This is a genomic window from Pseudomonas sp. 2(2015) (assembly GCF_000955865.1).
Taxonomy (GTDB): domain Bacteria; phylum Pseudomonadota; class Gammaproteobacteria; order Pseudomonadales; family Pseudomonadaceae; genus Aquipseudomonas.
The window spans coordinates 166724-183304 of record NZ_JYOF01000010.1; the positions used below are offsets into that span (position 1 = coordinate 166724).

The window sequence follows — 16581 nt, forward strand, 5'->3', positions numbered from 1 at the left end:
ACAGCGCAAGTGCCCGGCGAAGGGATCCAAAAGCGATGAGCGGTGTTTTTTTTCGCTTGACGCTCGAAAAGAACCGTGCAACTTTTGGAAACAGTTAAGCGAGGAGCGCGAATATGTCGAACGGAGTCGACCACGTCATTCGGGTTGCAGTTAAACCCATCACCACACGGCTTTTGTCGTCTCGGTCCTGCTCAGATTGCTGGCGTAACCGCTGCTGCTACATGCAGTAGACACGGTCTCGGGCAATCGCTGTCAATGCTGCCGAAGTAGCCTGAATAGTCACAACTGTTTGGGATGTTTCTTACGCTGTATTACGCCACCGTATAGTAGTCGGTCTGTTATCGTCGATTTGGCCTTGAACCCAGGGCCAACTGTTCAGCCTGCGCGCCGGTGTAGTGGCGGGCGAGCGGCTGGGCATCGGAAAGTTGTAGAAAACCAACAATAAGAAGGTGTGTGCAATGAATCAAGGTCTGATGTTTTATCCGGCGCTGGCAATGATCCTGCTGACCGTCGTGGTGCTGTATCTGATGTTTCGTGGACGGCAAAGTGCCGTGAAGTCCGGAGCGCTGAGTGCCGCTTACTTCAAGACCTATGACACCGGCGAGAAGCTGCCGCGGGCAGTACGCCAGACCGAGCGCTGCTTTCACAACCTGTTGGAGTCAACGCCACCGTTCTACTTCCTGTGTGTCGCCCTGATCAGCCTGGCCAAGGTTGACTGGGTGTTCATCGGCCTGGCCTGGGCCTACGTCGCCTGCCGGGTGCTGCAGAGCCTGGTGCACGTCACCAACAACAAGGTCGGGCCACGCTCCAAGCTGTTCATGCTGAGCTGGCTGGTGCTCCTGGCGATGTGCGTGCGCCTGGGCTTTCTGATCCTCTGACAGTACGTTTGTTTGTTTCTAATGATAGACCGCGGCGACTACTGGCAATCACCGGAGACCGTTCGAGATGAGCACAACAATAACAACAACAGCGCGTGGCAGTAAAAGCAGGCGAATGTTTATAACCGGGGTGTTGTCGGCGATCCTCTACGGCGGCTGGGCCTATTATGTAAACGCCGGGCTGGAAACCGCCATGGCCTCGGCCATGGTACAGGCGCTGGGCAGCTTTATTGGCGGCTACCTGGTTGCCGGCCTGGTAGAGTTTGCCTTTAGCGTCACGCCCAAACCCTGGCGCTTTCCAATTGCTGCATTTGTCCCCTATGGCTTGACCCTGCTGACCTATGCCGCTGCGCATCGATTGGTCGGTACGCCGGAAATTCTTAAAACCATCATGCTCAATATTATTGTCGGCACACCCTACTTTGTTCTTTATTGCGTGAAACTTGAACGCAATGAAGCGCAGCGTTTGATAGTGAGCAGTTGAGTCTCTTACGTCACAGCTAATAACACTGTTTCAATAACACGTCGGTCGCGCGCAAGTGCGCGCGAGTCAGGGCTGTGCGCTGTATAAAAATAATAACGAACCAGAGCCGTTAATCATGAATATGAACGTTGAGCGGAGCACCTCGCTGGTGAAACCGTCGGCCGCTGCATCGGTAGTTGCAACGCTGGTGGATCTCGCCCGTCATCATGCCCGGGTACAACCCGATAAACAGTACTTGTTGTGGCTCGATAAGGGCCGCGAAGAGGGCAAGACCTATACCTTCGCCGAGCTGGATTACGCCGCCAGGGCACTGGCGGTCGAACTTCAACAGCAACTGGCCCTGAAGGCCGGCGCCGAGCGGCAACCACCGGCGGCGATCATCGCCACGCAACCCGGGCCGCAGTTTGTATTGGCGTTTTTCGCCTGCCTGTATGCCGGCATTGCCGCAGTGCCGGTCTACCCGCAGAAAAAAAATGAAAGCAGTGAACGCTTGTGCCGGGTCATCAGCGATGCCGGGGCGCAGTTGCTGATCACTGACCGGCTGTCGCTGGCGGCGCTGCTCGCGCATGAGGCCATCACCGGCCTGGTGCAGGTGGTCGACGTCGACCAGGCCGACCCCGCGCTTGCCGGGCAATGGCAGGCGCCGGCCATCGATGCAGACTCAGTTGCCTTCATCCAGTACACCTCGGGCTCCACCGGCATTCCCAAGGGCGTGGTGGTCACTCACGCCAACCTGATGAGCAACGAGCAGATGATTGCCGAGTCGCTCAATCACGACCACAACACCGTGTATGTCAGCTGGCTGCCGGTGTTCCACGACCTGGGCCTGATCGGCCTGCTGCAGGCGTTCTACCTGGGCGTGCGCTGCATCCTTATGTCGCCGCTGGCTTTTGTCGCCAACCCGCTGCGCTGGCTGGAGGCGATCTCCCGCTACCGCGCAACCACCAGCGGCGCGCCGAACTTTGCCTACGACCTGTGCCTGCAGCGCACCACGCCAGAGCAACGCCAGCAGCTGGACCTGAGCAGCTGGACGGTCGCCTACAGCGGCGCCGAACCGGTGCGCAAGGGCACCCTCGAGCGCTTTGCCGAAGCCTTTGCCGACAGTGGCTTCCGGGCGCAGGCGTATTGCCCCTGCTATGGCATGGCCGAAAGCACGCTGTTCGTCACCGGCGTGCCGCAAGGCATCACGCCGCTGACCCTGACCCTGGACAAAGCGCAGCTCAACCTCGACCGCGCGGTGCTGGTCGACGCACAGCACGCCGGGCCACAGAGCATTCACTTCGTCAGCTCCGGGGTACCGGCGCAAAGCTGCCAGGTACGCGTGGTCGACCCGCAGCGCTGCGTGGCGCTGGCGGACGATCTGGTCGGTGAAATCTGGGTCAGCAGCCCGAGCGTCAGTGGCGGCTATCGCAACCGCCCGCAACTGTCCCAGGAGGTGCTGCAGGCAACCCTTGAAGGCGAGCCGCAGCGGCGCTTCCTGCGCACCGGCGACCTGGGCTTCATGCACCAGGGCGAGCTGTTCGTCACCGGCCGGCGCAAGGATCTGATCATCATCGATGGCAAAAATCACTACCCCCACGACCTTGAACAGACCATCGAAAGCACCCTCGCCGAGCTGAGCATCAGCATCGCCAATGCCTTTTCCATCGCGGCGTTTTCCGTCGATCGCGACGAGCGCGAGCAACTGGTGGTGGTGATCTCGCTGCACAAGAGCCAGGCGCAGATCTTCTCGGTCGAGCAGACCAGCCGGGCGATCAGCGCAGCAGTGGCGCGTGCCCATGGTGTGGCCCTGGATGAGCTGTTGTTCGTCAGCAGCCGCTTGCCCTTGACCTCCAGTGGCAAGTTGCAGCGCGCGCAGTGCCGCAGCCTGTACCTGGACGGGCAGTTGCAGGCGGTGGTCTCGCCGTTCGAGCTCAACCACCAGGGCACCAGGGAGGTGACGTCATGAGCCAGCAACAGATCGCCCAATGGCTGCGCGAACACCTGGCAAGCCTGCTCAAGCTCGACCTGGCCCAGGTCGACAGCGCCCTGGCGTTCGATGAGTACGGGGTCGCCTCGCGCGATGCCGTGGGCATGATCGGTGAGCTCGGTGAATGGCTTGAGCGCGAGCTCGATCCTGCCCTGGTCTACGACTACCCGTCGATCGACGAACTCAGCAACCACCTTTCCACGCTCACGAGGGCTGAACCATGAACCCAGTACCGCAGCACGGCGCGCGCGTCGATTGCGAGGACGAGTTTCGCCGCCTGATGACCCGCCCGCGCTTCGCCTGGCCGACCATCATCCTGTTCGTGGTGATCATGCTGGCCTTCATCCTGTCCACGGCGCTGGCGGTCAGCGACCGCCTGGCCATGGGCTGGGCATTCGTCATCAACACCTTGTGTTCGTACCTGGCCTACACCGTGTTGCACGAAGCGTCCCACGGGCTGATCTGCGCCAACCGCTTTGCCAATGACGTCATTGGCCGCCTGGGGTTCCTGCTGGTGACCCTGACGCCGTTCTTGCGCACTTACCGCTTCCTGCACATGGCCCACCACCATCACACCAATGATCCGCGCCTGGACCCGGATTATTCCTGCGGTGGCGGTCGCGCCTGGACCCTGCCGCTGCGCTGGCTGATGATGGACAGCGCCTACATCACCACCTACTTTCGCAACGGCTCTTATCAGTCCCGGCCGACCGCCGAGAAGGTCGAGTTCTGGCTGGCCTGGCTATTTGCCGTGGCGGTGGTGGTGACCGTCTGCCTGATGGGCTGGATCGTACCGTTCCTGGTGCTGTACCTGCTGCCGACCCGGGTCGCGCAGTTCTTCCTGGCGATCACCTTCGACTACCTGCCGCACTTTCCCCACGCCACCAAGGCGCACGACAACAAGTACCAGGCGACCAACAACCGGGTCGGCATGGACTGGCTGTTCTTCCCGTTGTTCGTCGGCCAGAACTATCACCTGTCGCACCACCTGTACCCCGGCGCGCCGTTCTATCGCTACAAGAAAGTCTGGCTGTCGAGAAAGACCCGCCATGAAGCCCAGGCGCCGGCACTGGTGCCCGGGCACCGGCTGGCACCGATCAAGCAACCCCTTTCTCTGGCTGAGTAACTGAAGGCAGGTGATGGACATGAACCATTCGATTTCCAGTGTTGCCGACCCGGCCCAGGTGCGCCCTGTGTCCTTGAGTGATCAGCCACAGGCGCCAGCCTCGGCGCTGCAGGCGATTTTCGAGCAACAGACGGCAGCCTTTCTCGAACAGCCGATGCCCAGCCTTGAGGAGCGCTTGCGCGCGCTGGACGACCTCGAGCAACTGGTGCGCAGCCACATCCCGCAGATCCAGGCGGCGCTGGACAAGGACTTTGGCCACCGCTGCGAAGAAGAAACGCTGATGGCCGAGATCGTCGGCAGCCTCAAGGCCTGCACCTACGCCAAGCGTCATCTGAAGCGCTGGATGAAACGCCGGCGCTGCGCGGTGGACATCAACTTCAAGCCCGCCCGCGCCTGGGTGATGCCGCAGCCGCTGGGGGTAGTGGGAGTCATGTCGCCGTGGAACTACCCGTTTGGCCTGGTGATCAAGCCGCTGATCGCCGCATTGGCCGCCGGCAACCGGGTAATGATCAAGCCCAGCGAAATGGCCCCGGCAGTCGGCCGCCTGCTGCAGGTGATGCTGGCCAAGGCGTTCAAGCCGTCGCACGTGTGCGTGGTCGAAGGCGACCAGCAACTGGCCCGGCAGTTTACTGAACTTGCCTTCAACCACCTGCTGTTTACCGGCAGCACTTCGGTCGGCAAGCAGGTGATGGCGGCCGCGGCGGCCAACCTCACGCCGCTGACCCTGGAGCTGGGCGGCAAGTCGCCGGTGATCATCGACGAGCACTTCGACATGCGGCGCGCAGTCAAGTCGATCGTGACCGGCAAGCTGCTCAATGCCGGGCAAACCTGTACCGCACCGGACTACGTGATGGTGCCCAAGGCGCGCCAGGCCGAGTTCGTCGAGGCGTTCAGCGCGCAGGTCCGGCACATGTACCCCGACCCGCTGCACAGCCCGGATTACACCAGCATCATCAACAGCCGCCACTTCGAGCGCCTGCAGGGTTACTGCGACGATGCCATTGGCCGTGGGGCGCAGCAGCACCCGGTGTACCCGCAGCAGCTGTCTTGCGCGCAGAGCCGCAGGTTGTTGCCGACGCTGTTGATCGACCCGCCCGAGGATGCGCGGATCATGCAGGACGAGATCTTCGGCCCGCTGCTGATTGTCGTGCCTTACGAGCAGCTTTCCAGCGCCGTTGGCTACATCAACCAGCGCCCGCGGCCACTGGCCCTGTATGTGTTCACCGACGACCATAACGTCGAGGACTACGTGCTCAAAAGCACAGTGGCCGGTGGCGTGACCATCAATGACACGCTGCTGCACTACACCCAGGAATCGCTGCCGTTCGGCGGCGTCGGCAACAGCGGTTTCGGTGCCTATCACGGCGAACGCGGGTTCCAGGCCTTCAGCCATTTCAAGCCGGTGTTCCGCCAGTCGCGCATCAACTTCCTTGATGCGGTGCGCGCGCCCTATACCAGCAGTTCACGCTGGTTCCTGAAGAAAATGATCGGGATGGCCTGACCATGAACGCACCCCTGCACACTTCTAACCCGGCGCGCGTGCCTGACTGGTACGTCGAGCACATGCGCCCGGCTTGCGAGTTCGTCGCAAGCCTCGACCCGTTCCCGTTCTGCCAGCCGAGCGACCTGAGCGGCTACATCGCCTTGCACCAGAACGACTACCTGCGCCTGGGCAATCACCCGGCCGTGAGTGCCGCCCGCGCCGGGGCCAATGCCCAGTTGCGCGACGAGTCGTTCATGTCGAGCATCTTTGGCGGCAGCGCCGATGAGTGCGAAGCGTTCCGCGCGCAGATGGCCCGCTGCATGCGCGCCGACGACGCGATTCTGACCACCTCCGGCTGGGCCGCCAACGTCGGCCTGCTCGAGGCGATCACGCCGCTGTTCAAGCCGGTGTACATCGACAGGCATGCCCATGCGTCGCTGTATGACGGCATCAAGTTGTCGCTGGGCAAGAAGATCGTCATCGAACACAACGACACCGACGATCTGCTGCGCCGGCTGGAGAAGAACGGCCCGGGCATCGTCGTCATCGATGCGGTGTACAGCACCGACGGCTCGATCGGCGACATCCGCCGCTACCTGGAAATCTGCGAAGCCCACGAGTGCCTGCTGGTGCTCGACGAGGCGCATTCCTTCGGCATGTTCGGCAACGGCGGCGGGCTGGCGGTGGAACTGGGCCTGGCCGAACGCGTGCACTTTCGCACGGTGAGCCTGAACAAGGCGCTGGGCGGGCACGGCGGGCTGATTGCCGGCAATGCCCAAGCCATGCAGCTGGTGCGCGCCGGCTGTCGCTCGGTGATTTTCAGCTCGGCCACCTCCAGCGTCTCGGCGGCGGGGCACCTGGCTGCGCTGAACATCATCATGCACCAACCCGAGCGCGCCCGGCGCTGCCTGGACAACGCCAGCGAGTTTCGCCGCCAGTTGCAGGAGGCCGGGGTGGCGGTGGGCGACAGCCAGTGCCAGATCGTCTCGCTGTTTTTCGACGACGAACAGCAAGCCTGTGTGTTCTACGGCAAGTTGCAGCAGCGCGGGGTGCTCACCTCGGTGTTCCTGCAACCGGCGATCCCGGCGGGCATGGGCGTGGTGCGCTATTCGATCCACTCCCAGCTCAGCGCCGCGGAGCTGGACAAGGCGGTCGCCGCCACCCTGCAAACCCTGATGGAAATGGACCTGCTCGATGCACCGCAGGCCAGCGCGCAACAGCGCGAAGGCTGAGCGTGTCTGCGCATAACTATAAAAACAAGGGAGTCATCATGAGCGATAAGAAACAAGGCAAGCTGTCGGTGCATCCGTACATCGGCGGCAGTGCCAGCAACCTGATCCGCAATGTCATCAAGCATGGCGGCGTCAGCCGCGACAAGCTGGCGACCTTCACCCTGACACTGTGCGGCACGGCGCTGACCTTGCCGCTGCGCCTGGTGGAAACCCTGCGGTTCAACAAGGCCATCGAGCGCAGTCGCCTGCAGGAAGACCCGATCTTCATCCTCGGCCACTGGCGCAGCGGCACCACCCATTTGCACAACGTCATCAGCCAGGACAAGCGCCTGGGCTACCTGACCACCCTGCAGGCAATTTTCCCTACCTGCGCGGTGATCCTCAGCCGCCACAAGCTGCTCAAACGCATGGTTGCCAGCCTGCTGCCGGCGCAGCGGATGATGGACAACATGAAGATCGGCGTCGACCTGCCTCAGGAGGAAGAGTTCAGCCTGTCGTGCCTGATGACCACCTCGCACCACTGCAACCACTTTCCGCGCACCATCCGCGAAAGTTTCGACAAGTACGTGCTGTTCCAGACCAGCCCCGACGAGGTGGCGAACTGGGAAAAGGTCTACCAGCAGGTGATCAAGAAGGCCTCGTTCCTGGCCAACGGCAAGCGCCTGGTGCTGAAGAACCCCTACAACACCGCACGGATTCCGATGCTGCTCAAGCTCTATCCCAACGCCAAGTTCATCCACATCTCGCGCAACCCCTACAACATTTATGTGTCGGCGCTGCATGACTTCGTCAAGGAAGCCGAGGAAATGGCCCTGCAGGAGTTCACCAACGAGGACTTTTCCGAGCTCTGCTACAGCCTGTACGGGAAGATCATGAATGCCTACTGGGATGCGCGCGACCTGGTGCCGCCGGGCAACCTGGTCGAGGTGAGTTACGAGGACTTTGACGAAGACCCGCTTAACGAAGTCAAGCGTATCTACCAGACCCTCGACCTGCCGCTCGAGCCTGCCGTGCTCAAGGACATCGAGGCCTACCTGGCATCGATCGCCGGCTACAAAAAGAACAAATACACCTACAGCGAGCAGCAGGCCCGGGCCATCGAGGCCAACTGGGGCTTTGCCCTGGAAAAAATGAAATACAGCCTGCCGCCCGACATCGTCGTCGATAACAGCCGCGACTGGTCCTGCGACATGAACTACTGAGTGCCCTGGTTCACCCGTCAATGTCCGCGTGGGCCACAGGCTCACCCCTCTATAGCGCAGGAAGTGTGTTCATGAGCATGGCTGAAGATATCCACCAAACGGTTGCCCAGGGTCAGCAGGACTGGGCGTTCAGTGTCGGTGTGCAACTGGTGGTCTGGGGGCTGCCGATCGTCGAGTGCTGGAAGTATCGCCTGGGCAAGGTGGTCGGCCACGGCGCGCAAGCGCAGGGGCAGGCGATCAACGCCTTCCAGCATATGCGTAGCCTGTCGACCCGGGCGTCGAGCAAGTTCGTCAACTCGGCCACCGATTTTCTCTATTCAACCGCGGTACTGGATTTGCACCAGGGCCCGCTGGTACTCACGGCGCCAGATTTCCAGGAGCGCTGGTACGGCCTGCAGGTGCTCGATCCGTACATGGAGACCCTGGCCAACCTCGGTACCCGCACCTATGGCCGGCAACTGCCCAGCGTGGTGATTGCCAACCGTCGCGATCAGCATCGGGTGCCGGCGCAGGCCACGGTGATCTACAGCGACAGCGACTTTCTGTATGTGGTCGGGCGCATTGCCGCGGGCGATCATGAAGACCTGAGCGCGGTTAACGCCCTGCAGGACGGCCTGCGCCTGACACCGCTGCACGGCGCCGACCACCCGGGCTTTGACCTGACGCAGGTTACCCCGGGGTCTTGTGCGCCGCTGCGCGCGGGCGATTCCAGTTGCCCGGCGGAGCTGGCGTTCTTCGAAGAGCTGGGCGCGGTGCTCAAGTTTGTCCCGCCCAGCGCCAGCGAAGGCATGTTGCTCGGGCTGATGGCCGACGTCGGTATCAGCGTTGAAAACGGCTTCGCCCACCAGAGCCTGGCACCTGCAGTGCGCGAAGGCCTGGCGCGCGCGGTGGTGCAAGCCACGGCGATCCTGCAAGGCAAGGTGTTCGAGCGCGGCGAGCTGAACAACGGCTGGAAGTTGCCGGGGGCGATCGGCAACTACGGCCATGACTACATCCTGCGTGCGCTGGTGTCGTTGCACGGCATCTGGGCCAACGTACCAGAAGAAAGCCTGTACTTCATGGCCTGGACGGATTGCGAAGGCAACCTGCTGCATGGCGACAACCAGTATGAAATCCGCTTTGAAGCCGGGCAGTTGCCGCCGGTTGAAGCCTTCTGGTCGATCAGCTACTACGACGACCAGGGCCGCCTGACCGACAACCCGCAGGACAAGTACACGGTCAATTCGCTGTATCACCAGTTGCAGGCCAATGCCGATGGCTCGACCTCGGTGTTCATTGGCAAGGCGCCGGTTGCGCCGCCGTTCGCGGGGAACTGGCTGCCTTCGCACAGCGGCTACTTCAACCTCAACCTGCGCTGCTACAACCCGGGGCCAGCCTTGCTCTCGGGCCAGTACCGAGTGGCGCCGATCGTCCGCATACAGGGGCAGTGAAGCCGATGAACAAGATCGCATTGATTACCGGCGGCTCATCCGGCCTGGGCCTGGAGCTGGCCGGGCAACTGGCCAGAAAAGGCTATGACGTGCTGCTGCTGGCCCGCGACGAGGGCCGGCTGCAGGCGGCCAAGGCCAGCCTTGAGGCGCTGAACAGCCGGATCAACGTGCACACCTTCGTCTGTGATGTTGCCGACGAGCAGGCCATGTGCAGCACCTTTGCCACGATCAGCCGGCGCTTTGAGGCCATCGACTTTCTGATCGTCAACGCGGCGATTGCCACCATCGACCTGCTGGGCGATTACAAGAGCCTGCAGGAGGTCAACCGCAACCTGAAGATCAACCTGCTCGGCGCGGTGTCGTCCACCTACCTGGGCATCCCCTTGCTGCGTCGCGGCGCCCATGTGCTGTTCATCTCATCGGGCTTTGGCCTGGTGGGCGCGGCCGGTTATTCGTTGTACGCCGCCTCCAAGGGCGGCCTGAACAACTTTGCCGATGCCATCCGCCGCGAGCTGTTGCCGCGCCAGGTGCACGTGCACCTGGCCTGCCTGGGCGACCTGGACACGCCGATGTACGCCGGTGAGCTTGAGCATATGCCGGCCTGGATCAAGGCCAAGATGGGCCGTGGCAAGCCGATGCCCGCAGGCCAGGCGGCCGCGGCGATTCTCAAGGGCTGCTTCAGGCGCCAGTTTCGCATCAACCTGTCCAGTGACGTCAAGCTGCTGATTCTGGTGCAGAAGTTGTTACCGCAAAAACTGTCTACCTATGTCATCGACCGGGTGCTGCCGTTCCCGCCGGTTTGAACCGCCGGGCAGCCGATGACACAGCGTGAAGTGGAACTTCAACCGTTATTGCATGAGGTCGATGGACATGGGAAAAGTCGGAACCAATATCGTCTGGCATCCACAAGCGGTCGAGAAGCAGGCACGGGCCAGGCTCAAGCGGCAAAAGCCGTGCATCATCTGGCTCACCGGGTTGAGCGGGGCAGGCAAGTCGACCATCGCCAATGCACTGGATCAGTTTTTGATCGACCAGGGCTTTCATACCTACCTGCTCGATGGCGACAACGTCCGCCACGGGCTGAACAAGGACCTGGGTTTCAGCGAAGCCGACCGCATTGAGAACATCCGCCGCGTGGGTGAGGTCTCGCGCTTGTTTGTCGATGCCGGGGTGATTGTGCTGTGCTCGTTCATCTCGCCGTTCTGCGCCGACCGCCAGCTGGTGCGCGAGCTGGTCAAGGGCGACGAGTTTGTCGAGGTCTACGTCAAGGCCAGTGTGGCCACTTGCGAGCAGCGCGATGTGAAGGGCTTGTACAAGAAGGCCCGGGCCGGGCAGATCAAGAACTTCACCGGTATCGACTCACCTTACGAGGCGCCGCAGCAGCCGGAGCTGCTGCTGGACACCGAAAGCCAGGATGTCGACGCCTGCGTCGCGCAGCTGGTGGCAGTGCTGCGCGGGCAGGGCTACCTGGGCGCCTTCTGAGCCCGGCGCGGCTCAGGCCTTGAGGGCCGCATCCGGCGCCACTGCCGGCACCGGCTTACCGGTGGCGGCCTCGACCCGGCGGGCCACCGCCGGGTCATCGGCGAAGGGTATCAGGCTGGCCTGATCGTCCACTTCGCCGCTGTGACGCTGCAGGCAGGCGCTGGTGACCAGGTAGAAGAACAGTACGCCGCTCAGGCAATACAGTGCATACAGCCAGTCATCCATGGTCGGGCCTCCTAGGCCAGGCTGGCGTTGTTCAGCGCCAGTTTTTCATCGGCCACACGCACGGTGCGCCAGGTGTTGTAGGCCATCAGCAGCATGCCGCTCAAGAAGCACACGCCGCCGACAAAGCGCACGATAAAGCCCGGGTGGCTGGCCACCAGCGCCTCGACGAACGAGTAGGTGAGGGTGCCGTCGTCGTTGGTGGCGCGCCACATCAGGCCCTGGGCAATGCCGTTGACCCACATCGAGGCGATGTACAGCACGGTGCCGATGGTGGCCAGCCAGAAGTGCAGGTTGATCAGGCCGACGCTGTACATCTGCTCGCGGCCGAACACTTTCGGGATCATGTGGTATAGCGAACCGAAGGTGATCATCGCCACCCAGCCCAGGGCACCGGCGTGTACGTGGCCGATGGTCCAGTCGGTGTAGTGCGAGAGGGCGTTGACGGTCTTGATCGCCATCATCGGGCCTTCGAAGGTCGACATGCCGTAGAACGCCAGCGAAAGCACCAGAAAGCGCAGGATCGGGTCGCTGCGCAGCTTATGCCAGGCGCCGGAGAGGGTCATCATGCCGTTGATCATGCCGCCCCAGCTGGGTGCCAGGAGGATCAGCGACATGGCCATGCCCAGCGATTGCGCCCAGTCGGGCAGGGCGGTGTAGTGCAAGTGGTGCGGGCCGGCCCAGATGTACAGGGTGATCAGCGCCCAGAAATGCACGATCGACAGGCGATAGCTGTACACCGGGCGGCCGACCTGCTTGGGCACGAAGTAATACATCATGCCGAGAAAGCCGGTGGTCAGGAAGAAGCCCACGGCGTTGTGGCCGTACCACCACTGGACCATGGCGTCGGTGGCCCCGGCGTACACCGGGTACGACTTGAACCAGCTGACCGGGATCGACAGGTGGTTGACCACGTGAAGCATGGCGATGACCACGATGAAGGCGCCGAAGAACCAGTTGCCGACGTAGATGTGCTTGGCCTTGCGGCGCATCAGGGTGGCGAAGAAGACGATGCCGTAGGCGACCCAGACGATGGCCATCCACACCGCGCCGGTGAATTCGATCTCGGCGTATTCCTTGGTGGTGGTCAGGCCCAGGGGCAGGCTTACCAGCATGATCACGATGGTCGCCTGCCAGCCCCAGAAGGTGAAGGCGGCAAGTTTGTCGCTGAACAGCCGCACCTGGCAGGTGCGCTGCACGGCGTAGTAACTGGCGGCAAATTGCGCGCTACCGGCAAAGCCGAAAATCACCAGGCTGGTGTGCAAGGGGCGCAGGCGGCCGAACGAGGTCCAGGGCAAGTCGAGGTTAAGTTCTGGCCAGACCAGTTGCGAGGCGATCCAGACGCCCATGGCCATGCCGACGATACCCCAGACCACCGTCATGATGACGAATTGCCGGACCACCTTGTAGTTATAGGCCTGCGCCTGTTGATGTGTGCTCATGGCTAGTTTCCACAGTTCCTGTATGGCTCGCCCTGCCGTGGGGCAGGGGCACAGGCGCAGACTCTAGGAAGCTGCCGACATACAAAACAGACTCAGAAACCTGCGTTAACACCGGATCAGATCAAACCCCCGTATTCATTGGCCGATACGGCACCTGTTATGGGCAAGCTGTAGTGAATTACTGCTGTTCTGCATTGATCGTGCCGGTAAATGCGTGTCGCTGTGTCGCAGCCAAAACCCCGTGGAATTATCTTGACATCACCGCAAATGCGGCCGCAGAATTTCACAAACTTTGCGCGCAAAGTTTTATGCCGGACGCCAGCACACGTCCGGCAGTGGTGCGCAACCAACCTTGACGCCATCCCGCTATTCGCCCCTGTAACGGTGCTTTCGAGCCGGGACGGGGTACGCGCGCAGCGGCGGCACACTATAAGAACGAAGGGAGCAACAGATGAAGCTTTCCAAGGAACTGGTCGTCCAGGCAAAAGCAACGTTCGGGACACCGACCTACCTCTACGATGAAGCCGTGCTGCGCAACAGTTTCAACGAGTTGCGCGATGCATTGCCGGACTGTGTGGACATCTTCTATGCGTTGAAGGTCAACCCGAACCTGTCCCTGGTAAAACTGATCCGCTCCTACGGCGGTAACACCGAAGTCTGCTCGCTGGGCGAGCTGGAAATTGCCCTCAAGGCCGGGGTCGACCCCCAGGACATCATTTTCCTCGGCCCCTACAAAAAGCCTGAAGAACACCGGCGCGCCCTGGAGGTCGGGGTGTTCGCCATCGTCGTCGAGTCCGAGACCGAGCTGCGCAAGCTCTCGGCCCTGGCCGGCGAGCTGAACTGCGTGGCGCCGGTGGCGATCCGCATCAACCCGAATTTCTCCGCCTCCGGCTCGCCGTGGAAGATGGGCGGGCGGCCGACCCACTTCGGTATCGAAGAAGACACCGCGGTGGCCAATTTCGGTGACTACGCAGCATTGCCCAACCTGAAGATCAAGGGCATTCACGTTTACAACGGCACCAAGATCCTCGATGCGCAATCGGTGTACGACAACGCCAAGTACATCCTCGGCCTGTTCCGCAGCCTGACCCGGCGCTACAACCTGGACATGAGCATGGTCGATGTCGGTGGCGGCCTGGGCATCAAGTACTACGAGAACGAGAACGAACTCGACACCCGCCAGCTCAAGCAACTGCTGGCTCCGCTGTTCGAAGCCTTCAACCAGCAGTTCCCGCAGACCCGCATCATCGTCGAGTCCGGGCGTTTTATCGCCGGCAAGTGCGGCGCCTTGCTGGTGACGGTCGACAACATCAAGGAAAACCACGGCAAGACCTTTGCCGTCACCGATGGCGGTACCAACTGCCATGGCGCCGCCGCCGGCAGCGGCCAGGTGCTCAAGCGCAACTTTCGTATCGTCCATGCCACCGGCAGCACCGGCGCACCGCTGCGCGAATACCATATCTCCGGGCCGCTCTGTAGCCCCGACGACCTGCTGGCCCGCGACCTGCAGATCGAAACCCTGCACGAGGGCGACATCCTCGCTGTCACCGCTTCCGGCGCCTATGGCCCGTCCGCATCGCCCACCCTGTTCCACAGCCATGGCCACCCGGCCGAGGTGATCGTCAGCAACGGCCAGCTGTTCCTCGCCCGCGCCCGGCAAACCGCCCTGGACATTCGCGACAGCCATGCCGACGTACCACTGTCGGCCATGCTCGGCGCCGCACCGGCACCGGCACCGGCACCTGGCGAGCCGACGCCGATCGCCCAGGCCGCGACCCAGCGCCAGCTTGGCGAGATCCTGCGGGTGGTGCTGAAGCTGCCGGAAAACACCGTGATCAGCGCCGACTCGCACCTGCGCGACGACCTCGGCCTGGACTCGCTGACCTCGATGGAGCTGCTGGTCAACCTCGAAGACGACATCGAAGGCTTCTTCGTCAATCCCGACACCATCGCCCCGGGCCACTTCAACACCGTGGCGACCCTGGCGGGCTACATCGACGCTCATCGTCAACCGGCGGTCGCGCGCCGGTCGCGTACCGAGGTGCAGCATGAAGGCGTCTGACGTCCTCCTGCAGCAGGTGCTGGAAACCCCCAACGGCCTGCACCCGGACAAAGCGGCGATCATCTACGCCGATGAAACCTACACCTACGCCCAGCTCGATGAAGCCAGCGGGCGCCTGGCCGCCGGCCTGCAGGTCAATGGCCTGCTGCGCCAGGAACGCGTGGTGGTGTGCCTGGGCAACCGGGTCGAAACCGTTTGTGCCTTCTGGGGCGTGCTGCGGGCCGGCGGGGTGATGGTCAACGTCGGCCTGGAAACCCCGGCCGACAGCCTCGACTACATCATTCGCGATGCCGAGGCCTCGGTGCTGATCACCACCTCGGAGAAATTCGCCAGCCTGGCGCCCGGCACCGCCGAGCTGAGTTACCTCAAGGCCATTGTGTTGCTCGACGGCGAAGCCGACGCAGCCGATACCCACACGCTCGAAAGCCTGCTGGGGCAGGGCGCCGGTATTCCGCTGCCGTGCGGCAACCTTGACCTGGACCTGGCGGCGATCATCTACACCTCCGGCTCCACCGGCGCGCCCAAGGGCGTGATGCTCACCCACCGCAACATGCTCGCGGCGCTCAACTCGTTGCACACTTACCTGGGCTACCAGGCCAGCGACAACGTGTTGTGCTCGCTGCCGCTGTCGTTCGACTACGGCCTGTACCAGATGATCATGGCCCTGAGCGCCGGGGCCACGCTGGTGCTGGAGAAGGAGTTCACCTGGCCGATCTTCCTGATCAAGAAGATCCGCCAGTACCAGGTCACGGTGATCCCGTTCGTGCCGACCATGCTCATGCTCCTGCACGAGTATGCGCACAAGCGCGAGGCGACCTTCCCGCAGGTACGCATGGTCACCAACACCGGCGCGGCCTTGAAGGCCAACCATATTGCGCAGATGAAGGGCCTGTTCCCCCAGGCGCTGATCTTCTCGATGTACGGCCTGACCGAGTGCAAGCGCTGCACCTACCTGCCGCCCGAGGACATCGACGACAAGCCGGGCAGTGTCGGTATCGCCATCCCCAACACCGAGCTGTGGCTGGTGGACGACGAGGGCCGGCGCATCGACACGCCGCATCAGGTCGGCCAGCTGGTGATTCGCGGCGCCACGGTGATGGCCGGCTATTGGCGCAACCCCCAGGCCACCGCACAAAAACTCAAGCCGGGGCCGTACCCGGGGGAAAGCGTGCTGTACACCGGCGACTATTGCAGCCTCGACCAGGATGGCTACCTGTACTTCCAGGGGCGCATGGACCACATGATCAAGTCGCGCGGCATGAAGGTCAGCCCCAGCGAGGTCGAGAGCTTTCTGTATGCCATCGACGGTGTCGAAGCGGCGGCGGTGGTCGGTATCGAACATGCCTCGGTCGGCGAGGGGCTATGGGCGTTCGTCACCTTGGGCCAAGGTGTCAGCCTGAGTGCCGAGCACTTGCTCGAACGTTGCCGCCATGGCCTTGAAGCGCACAAGGTGCCGCTGTCGATCAGCATCGAGGGCAACCTGCCGCGCACCGCCAATGGCAAGTTCGACTTGCAGCAACTGCAACAGACAGCGCGCCATGCGCAACTGGCCGTGGCCGGTTGAGTGGC

General features: G+C 62.5%; 15 protein-coding genes. 13 read left to right on the forward strand and 2 right to left on the reverse strand.

What is annotated here, in order from left to right; genetic code table 11:
- Positions 1-458: 458 nt before the first annotated feature.
- From UB48_RS14490 to cysC, 11 genes are all read left to right on the forward strand, one after another.
- Positions 459-878: an MAPEG family protein gene (locus tag UB48_RS14490; protein ID WP_045198192.1), complete on the forward strand. Its 420-nt coding sequence runs from the start codon at positions 459-461 to the stop codon at positions 876-878.
- A 67-nt stretch (positions 879-945) separates the two neighbouring features.
- On the forward strand, positions 946-1362 hold the full coding sequence (locus tag UB48_RS14495; protein ID WP_045198194.1) for a hypothetical protein: 417 nt from the start codon (positions 946-948) through the stop codon (positions 1360-1362).
- A 115-nt stretch (positions 1363-1477) separates the two neighbouring features.
- Positions 1478-3310 carry a fatty acyl-AMP ligase gene (locus tag UB48_RS14500; protein ID WP_082075445.1) on the forward strand — a complete coding sequence of 611 codons (1833 nt, stop codon included), beginning with the start codon at positions 1478-1480 and terminating at the stop codon, positions 3308-3310.
- Complete coding sequence (locus UB48_RS14505; RefSeq protein WP_045198198.1) at positions 3307-3555, forward strand: acyl carrier protein; 249 nt, start codon at positions 3307-3309, stop codon at positions 3553-3555. Before UB48_RS14500 ends, UB48_RS14505 begins: the two co-directional genes overlap by 4 nt.
- A complete protein-coding gene (locus UB48_RS14510; protein ID WP_052676521.1) occupies positions 3552-4457 on the forward strand; it encodes a fatty acid desaturase in 906 nt (301 codons plus the stop codon). Before UB48_RS14505 ends, UB48_RS14510 begins: the two co-directional genes overlap by 4 nt.
- Positions 4458-4476: 19 nt before the next feature.
- The gene (locus UB48_RS14515; protein ID WP_082075446.1) at positions 4477-5958 is read left to right on the forward strand and encodes a coniferyl aldehyde dehydrogenase; all 1482 of its coding nucleotides are present in this window, start codon (positions 4477-4479) and stop codon (positions 5956-5958) included.
- A gap of 2 nt (positions 5959-5960) precedes the next feature.
- Positions 5961-7172, forward strand: coding sequence for an aminotransferase class I/II-fold pyridoxal phosphate-dependent enzyme (locus tag UB48_RS14520; RefSeq protein ID WP_052676522.1), 1212 nt, complete (start codon positions 5961-5963; stop codon positions 7170-7172).
- A gap of 38 nt (positions 7173-7210) precedes the next feature.
- Positions 7211-8374 (forward strand): sulfotransferase, encoded by a 1164-nt coding sequence (locus UB48_RS14525; RefSeq protein WP_052676523.1) that lies wholly within the window; start codon positions 7211-7213, stop codon positions 8372-8374.
- A gap of 71 nt (positions 8375-8445) precedes the next feature.
- Complete coding sequence (locus UB48_RS14530) at positions 8446-9804, forward strand: DUF1254 domain-containing protein (protein ID WP_045198200.1); 1359 nt, start codon at positions 8446-8448, stop codon at positions 9802-9804.
- A 5-nt stretch (positions 9805-9809) separates the two neighbouring features.
- A complete protein-coding gene (locus tag UB48_RS14535) occupies positions 9810-10607 on the forward strand; it encodes an SDR family oxidoreductase (RefSeq protein WP_045198203.1) in 798 nt (265 codons plus the stop codon).
- Positions 10608-10674: 67 nt separating this feature from the next.
- The gene (cysC, locus tag UB48_RS14540) at positions 10675-11286 is read left to right on the forward strand and encodes an adenylyl-sulfate kinase (protein ID WP_045198205.1); all 612 of its coding nucleotides are present in this window, start codon (positions 10675-10677) and stop codon (positions 11284-11286) included.
- 12 nt (positions 11287-11298) lie between these two features.
- Here the strand turns inward: cysC and UB48_RS14545 are convergent, their stop codons facing one another.
- Together UB48_RS14545 and ccoN are read right to left on the reverse strand one after the other, a co-directional pair.
- Positions 11299-11511: a hypothetical protein gene (locus tag UB48_RS14545; protein ID WP_038994976.1), complete on the reverse strand. Its 213-nt coding sequence runs from the start codon at positions 11509-11511 to the stop codon at positions 11299-11301.
- 11 nt (positions 11512-11522) lie between these two features.
- Positions 11523-12950, reverse strand: coding sequence for a cytochrome-c oxidase, cbb3-type subunit I (gene ccoN / locus UB48_RS14550; protein ID WP_045198209.1), 1428 nt, complete (start codon positions 12948-12950; stop codon positions 11523-11525).
- Between the two features lie 451 nt (positions 12951-13401).
- Between ccoN and UB48_RS14555 the strand changes: the two genes are divergently transcribed.
- The gene (locus UB48_RS14555; protein ID WP_045198211.1) at positions 13402-15012 is read left to right on the forward strand and encodes a phosphopantetheine-binding protein; all 1611 of its coding nucleotides are present in this window, start codon (positions 13402-13404) and stop codon (positions 15010-15012) included.
- Positions 14999-16576: a class I adenylate-forming enzyme family protein gene (locus tag UB48_RS14560; protein WP_052676524.1), complete on the forward strand. Its 1578-nt coding sequence runs from the start codon at positions 14999-15001 to the stop codon at positions 16574-16576. The genes UB48_RS14555 and UB48_RS14560 overlap by 14 nt, the downstream gene beginning before the upstream one ends.
- Positions 16577-16581 lie beyond the last annotated feature (5 nt).

What these genes read in the sequence shown, in the direction of transcription:
- UB48_RS14535 (WP_045198203.1), top strand. Translation starts at nt 9,810, where the DNA reads ATGAACAAGATCGCATTGATTACCGGCGGCTCATCCGGCCTGGGCCTG.
- UB48_RS14525 (WP_052676523.1), top strand. Translation starts at nt 7,211, where the DNA reads ATGAGCGATAAGAAACAAGGCAAGCTGTCGGTGCATCCGTACATCGGC.
- UB48_RS14530 (WP_045198200.1), top strand. Translation starts at nt 8,446, where the DNA reads ATGAGCATGGCTGAAGATATCCACCAAACGGTTGCCCAGGGTCAGCAG.
- UB48_RS14500 (WP_082075445.1), top strand. Translation starts at nt 1,478, where the DNA reads ATGAATATGAACGTTGAGCGGAGCACCTCGCTGGTGAAACCGTCGGCC.
- UB48_RS14515 (WP_082075446.1), top strand. Translation starts at nt 4,477, where the DNA reads ATGAACCATTCGATTTCCAGTGTTGCCGACCCGGCCCAGGTGCGCCCT.
- UB48_RS14560 (WP_052676524.1), top strand. Translation starts at nt 14,999, where the DNA reads ATGAAGGCGTCTGACGTCCTCCTGCAGCAGGTGCTGGAAACCCCCAAC.
- UB48_RS14520 (WP_052676522.1), top strand. Translation starts at nt 5,961, where the DNA reads ATGAACGCACCCCTGCACACTTCTAACCCGGCGCGCGTGCCTGACTGG.
- UB48_RS14555 (WP_045198211.1), top strand. Translation starts at nt 13,402, where the DNA reads ATGAAGCTTTCCAAGGAACTGGTCGTCCAGGCAAAAGCAACGTTCGGG.
- UB48_RS14505 (WP_045198198.1), top strand. Translation starts at nt 3,307, where the DNA reads ATGAGCCAGCAACAGATCGCCCAATGGCTGCGCGAACACCTGGCAAGC.
- UB48_RS14490 (WP_045198192.1), top strand. Translation starts at nt 459, where the DNA reads ATGAATCAAGGTCTGATGTTTTATCCGGCGCTGGCAATGATCCTGCTG.
- UB48_RS14495 (WP_045198194.1), top strand. Translation starts at nt 946, where the DNA reads ATGAGCACAACAATAACAACAACAGCGCGTGGCAGTAAAAGCAGGCGA.
- UB48_RS14510 (WP_052676521.1), top strand. Translation starts at nt 3,552, where the DNA reads ATGAACCCAGTACCGCAGCACGGCGCGCGCGTCGATTGCGAGGACGAG.
- cysC (WP_045198205.1), top strand. Translation starts at nt 10,675, where the DNA reads ATGGGAAAAGTCGGAACCAATATCGTCTGGCATCCACAAGCGGTCGAG.
- ccoN (WP_045198209.1), bottom strand. Translation starts at nt 12,950, where the DNA reads ATGAGCACACATCAACAGGCGCAGGCCTATAACTACAAGGTGGTCCGG.
- UB48_RS14545 (WP_038994976.1), bottom strand. Translation starts at nt 11,511, where the DNA reads ATGGATGACTGGCTGTATGCACTGTATTGCCTGAGCGGCGTACTGTTC.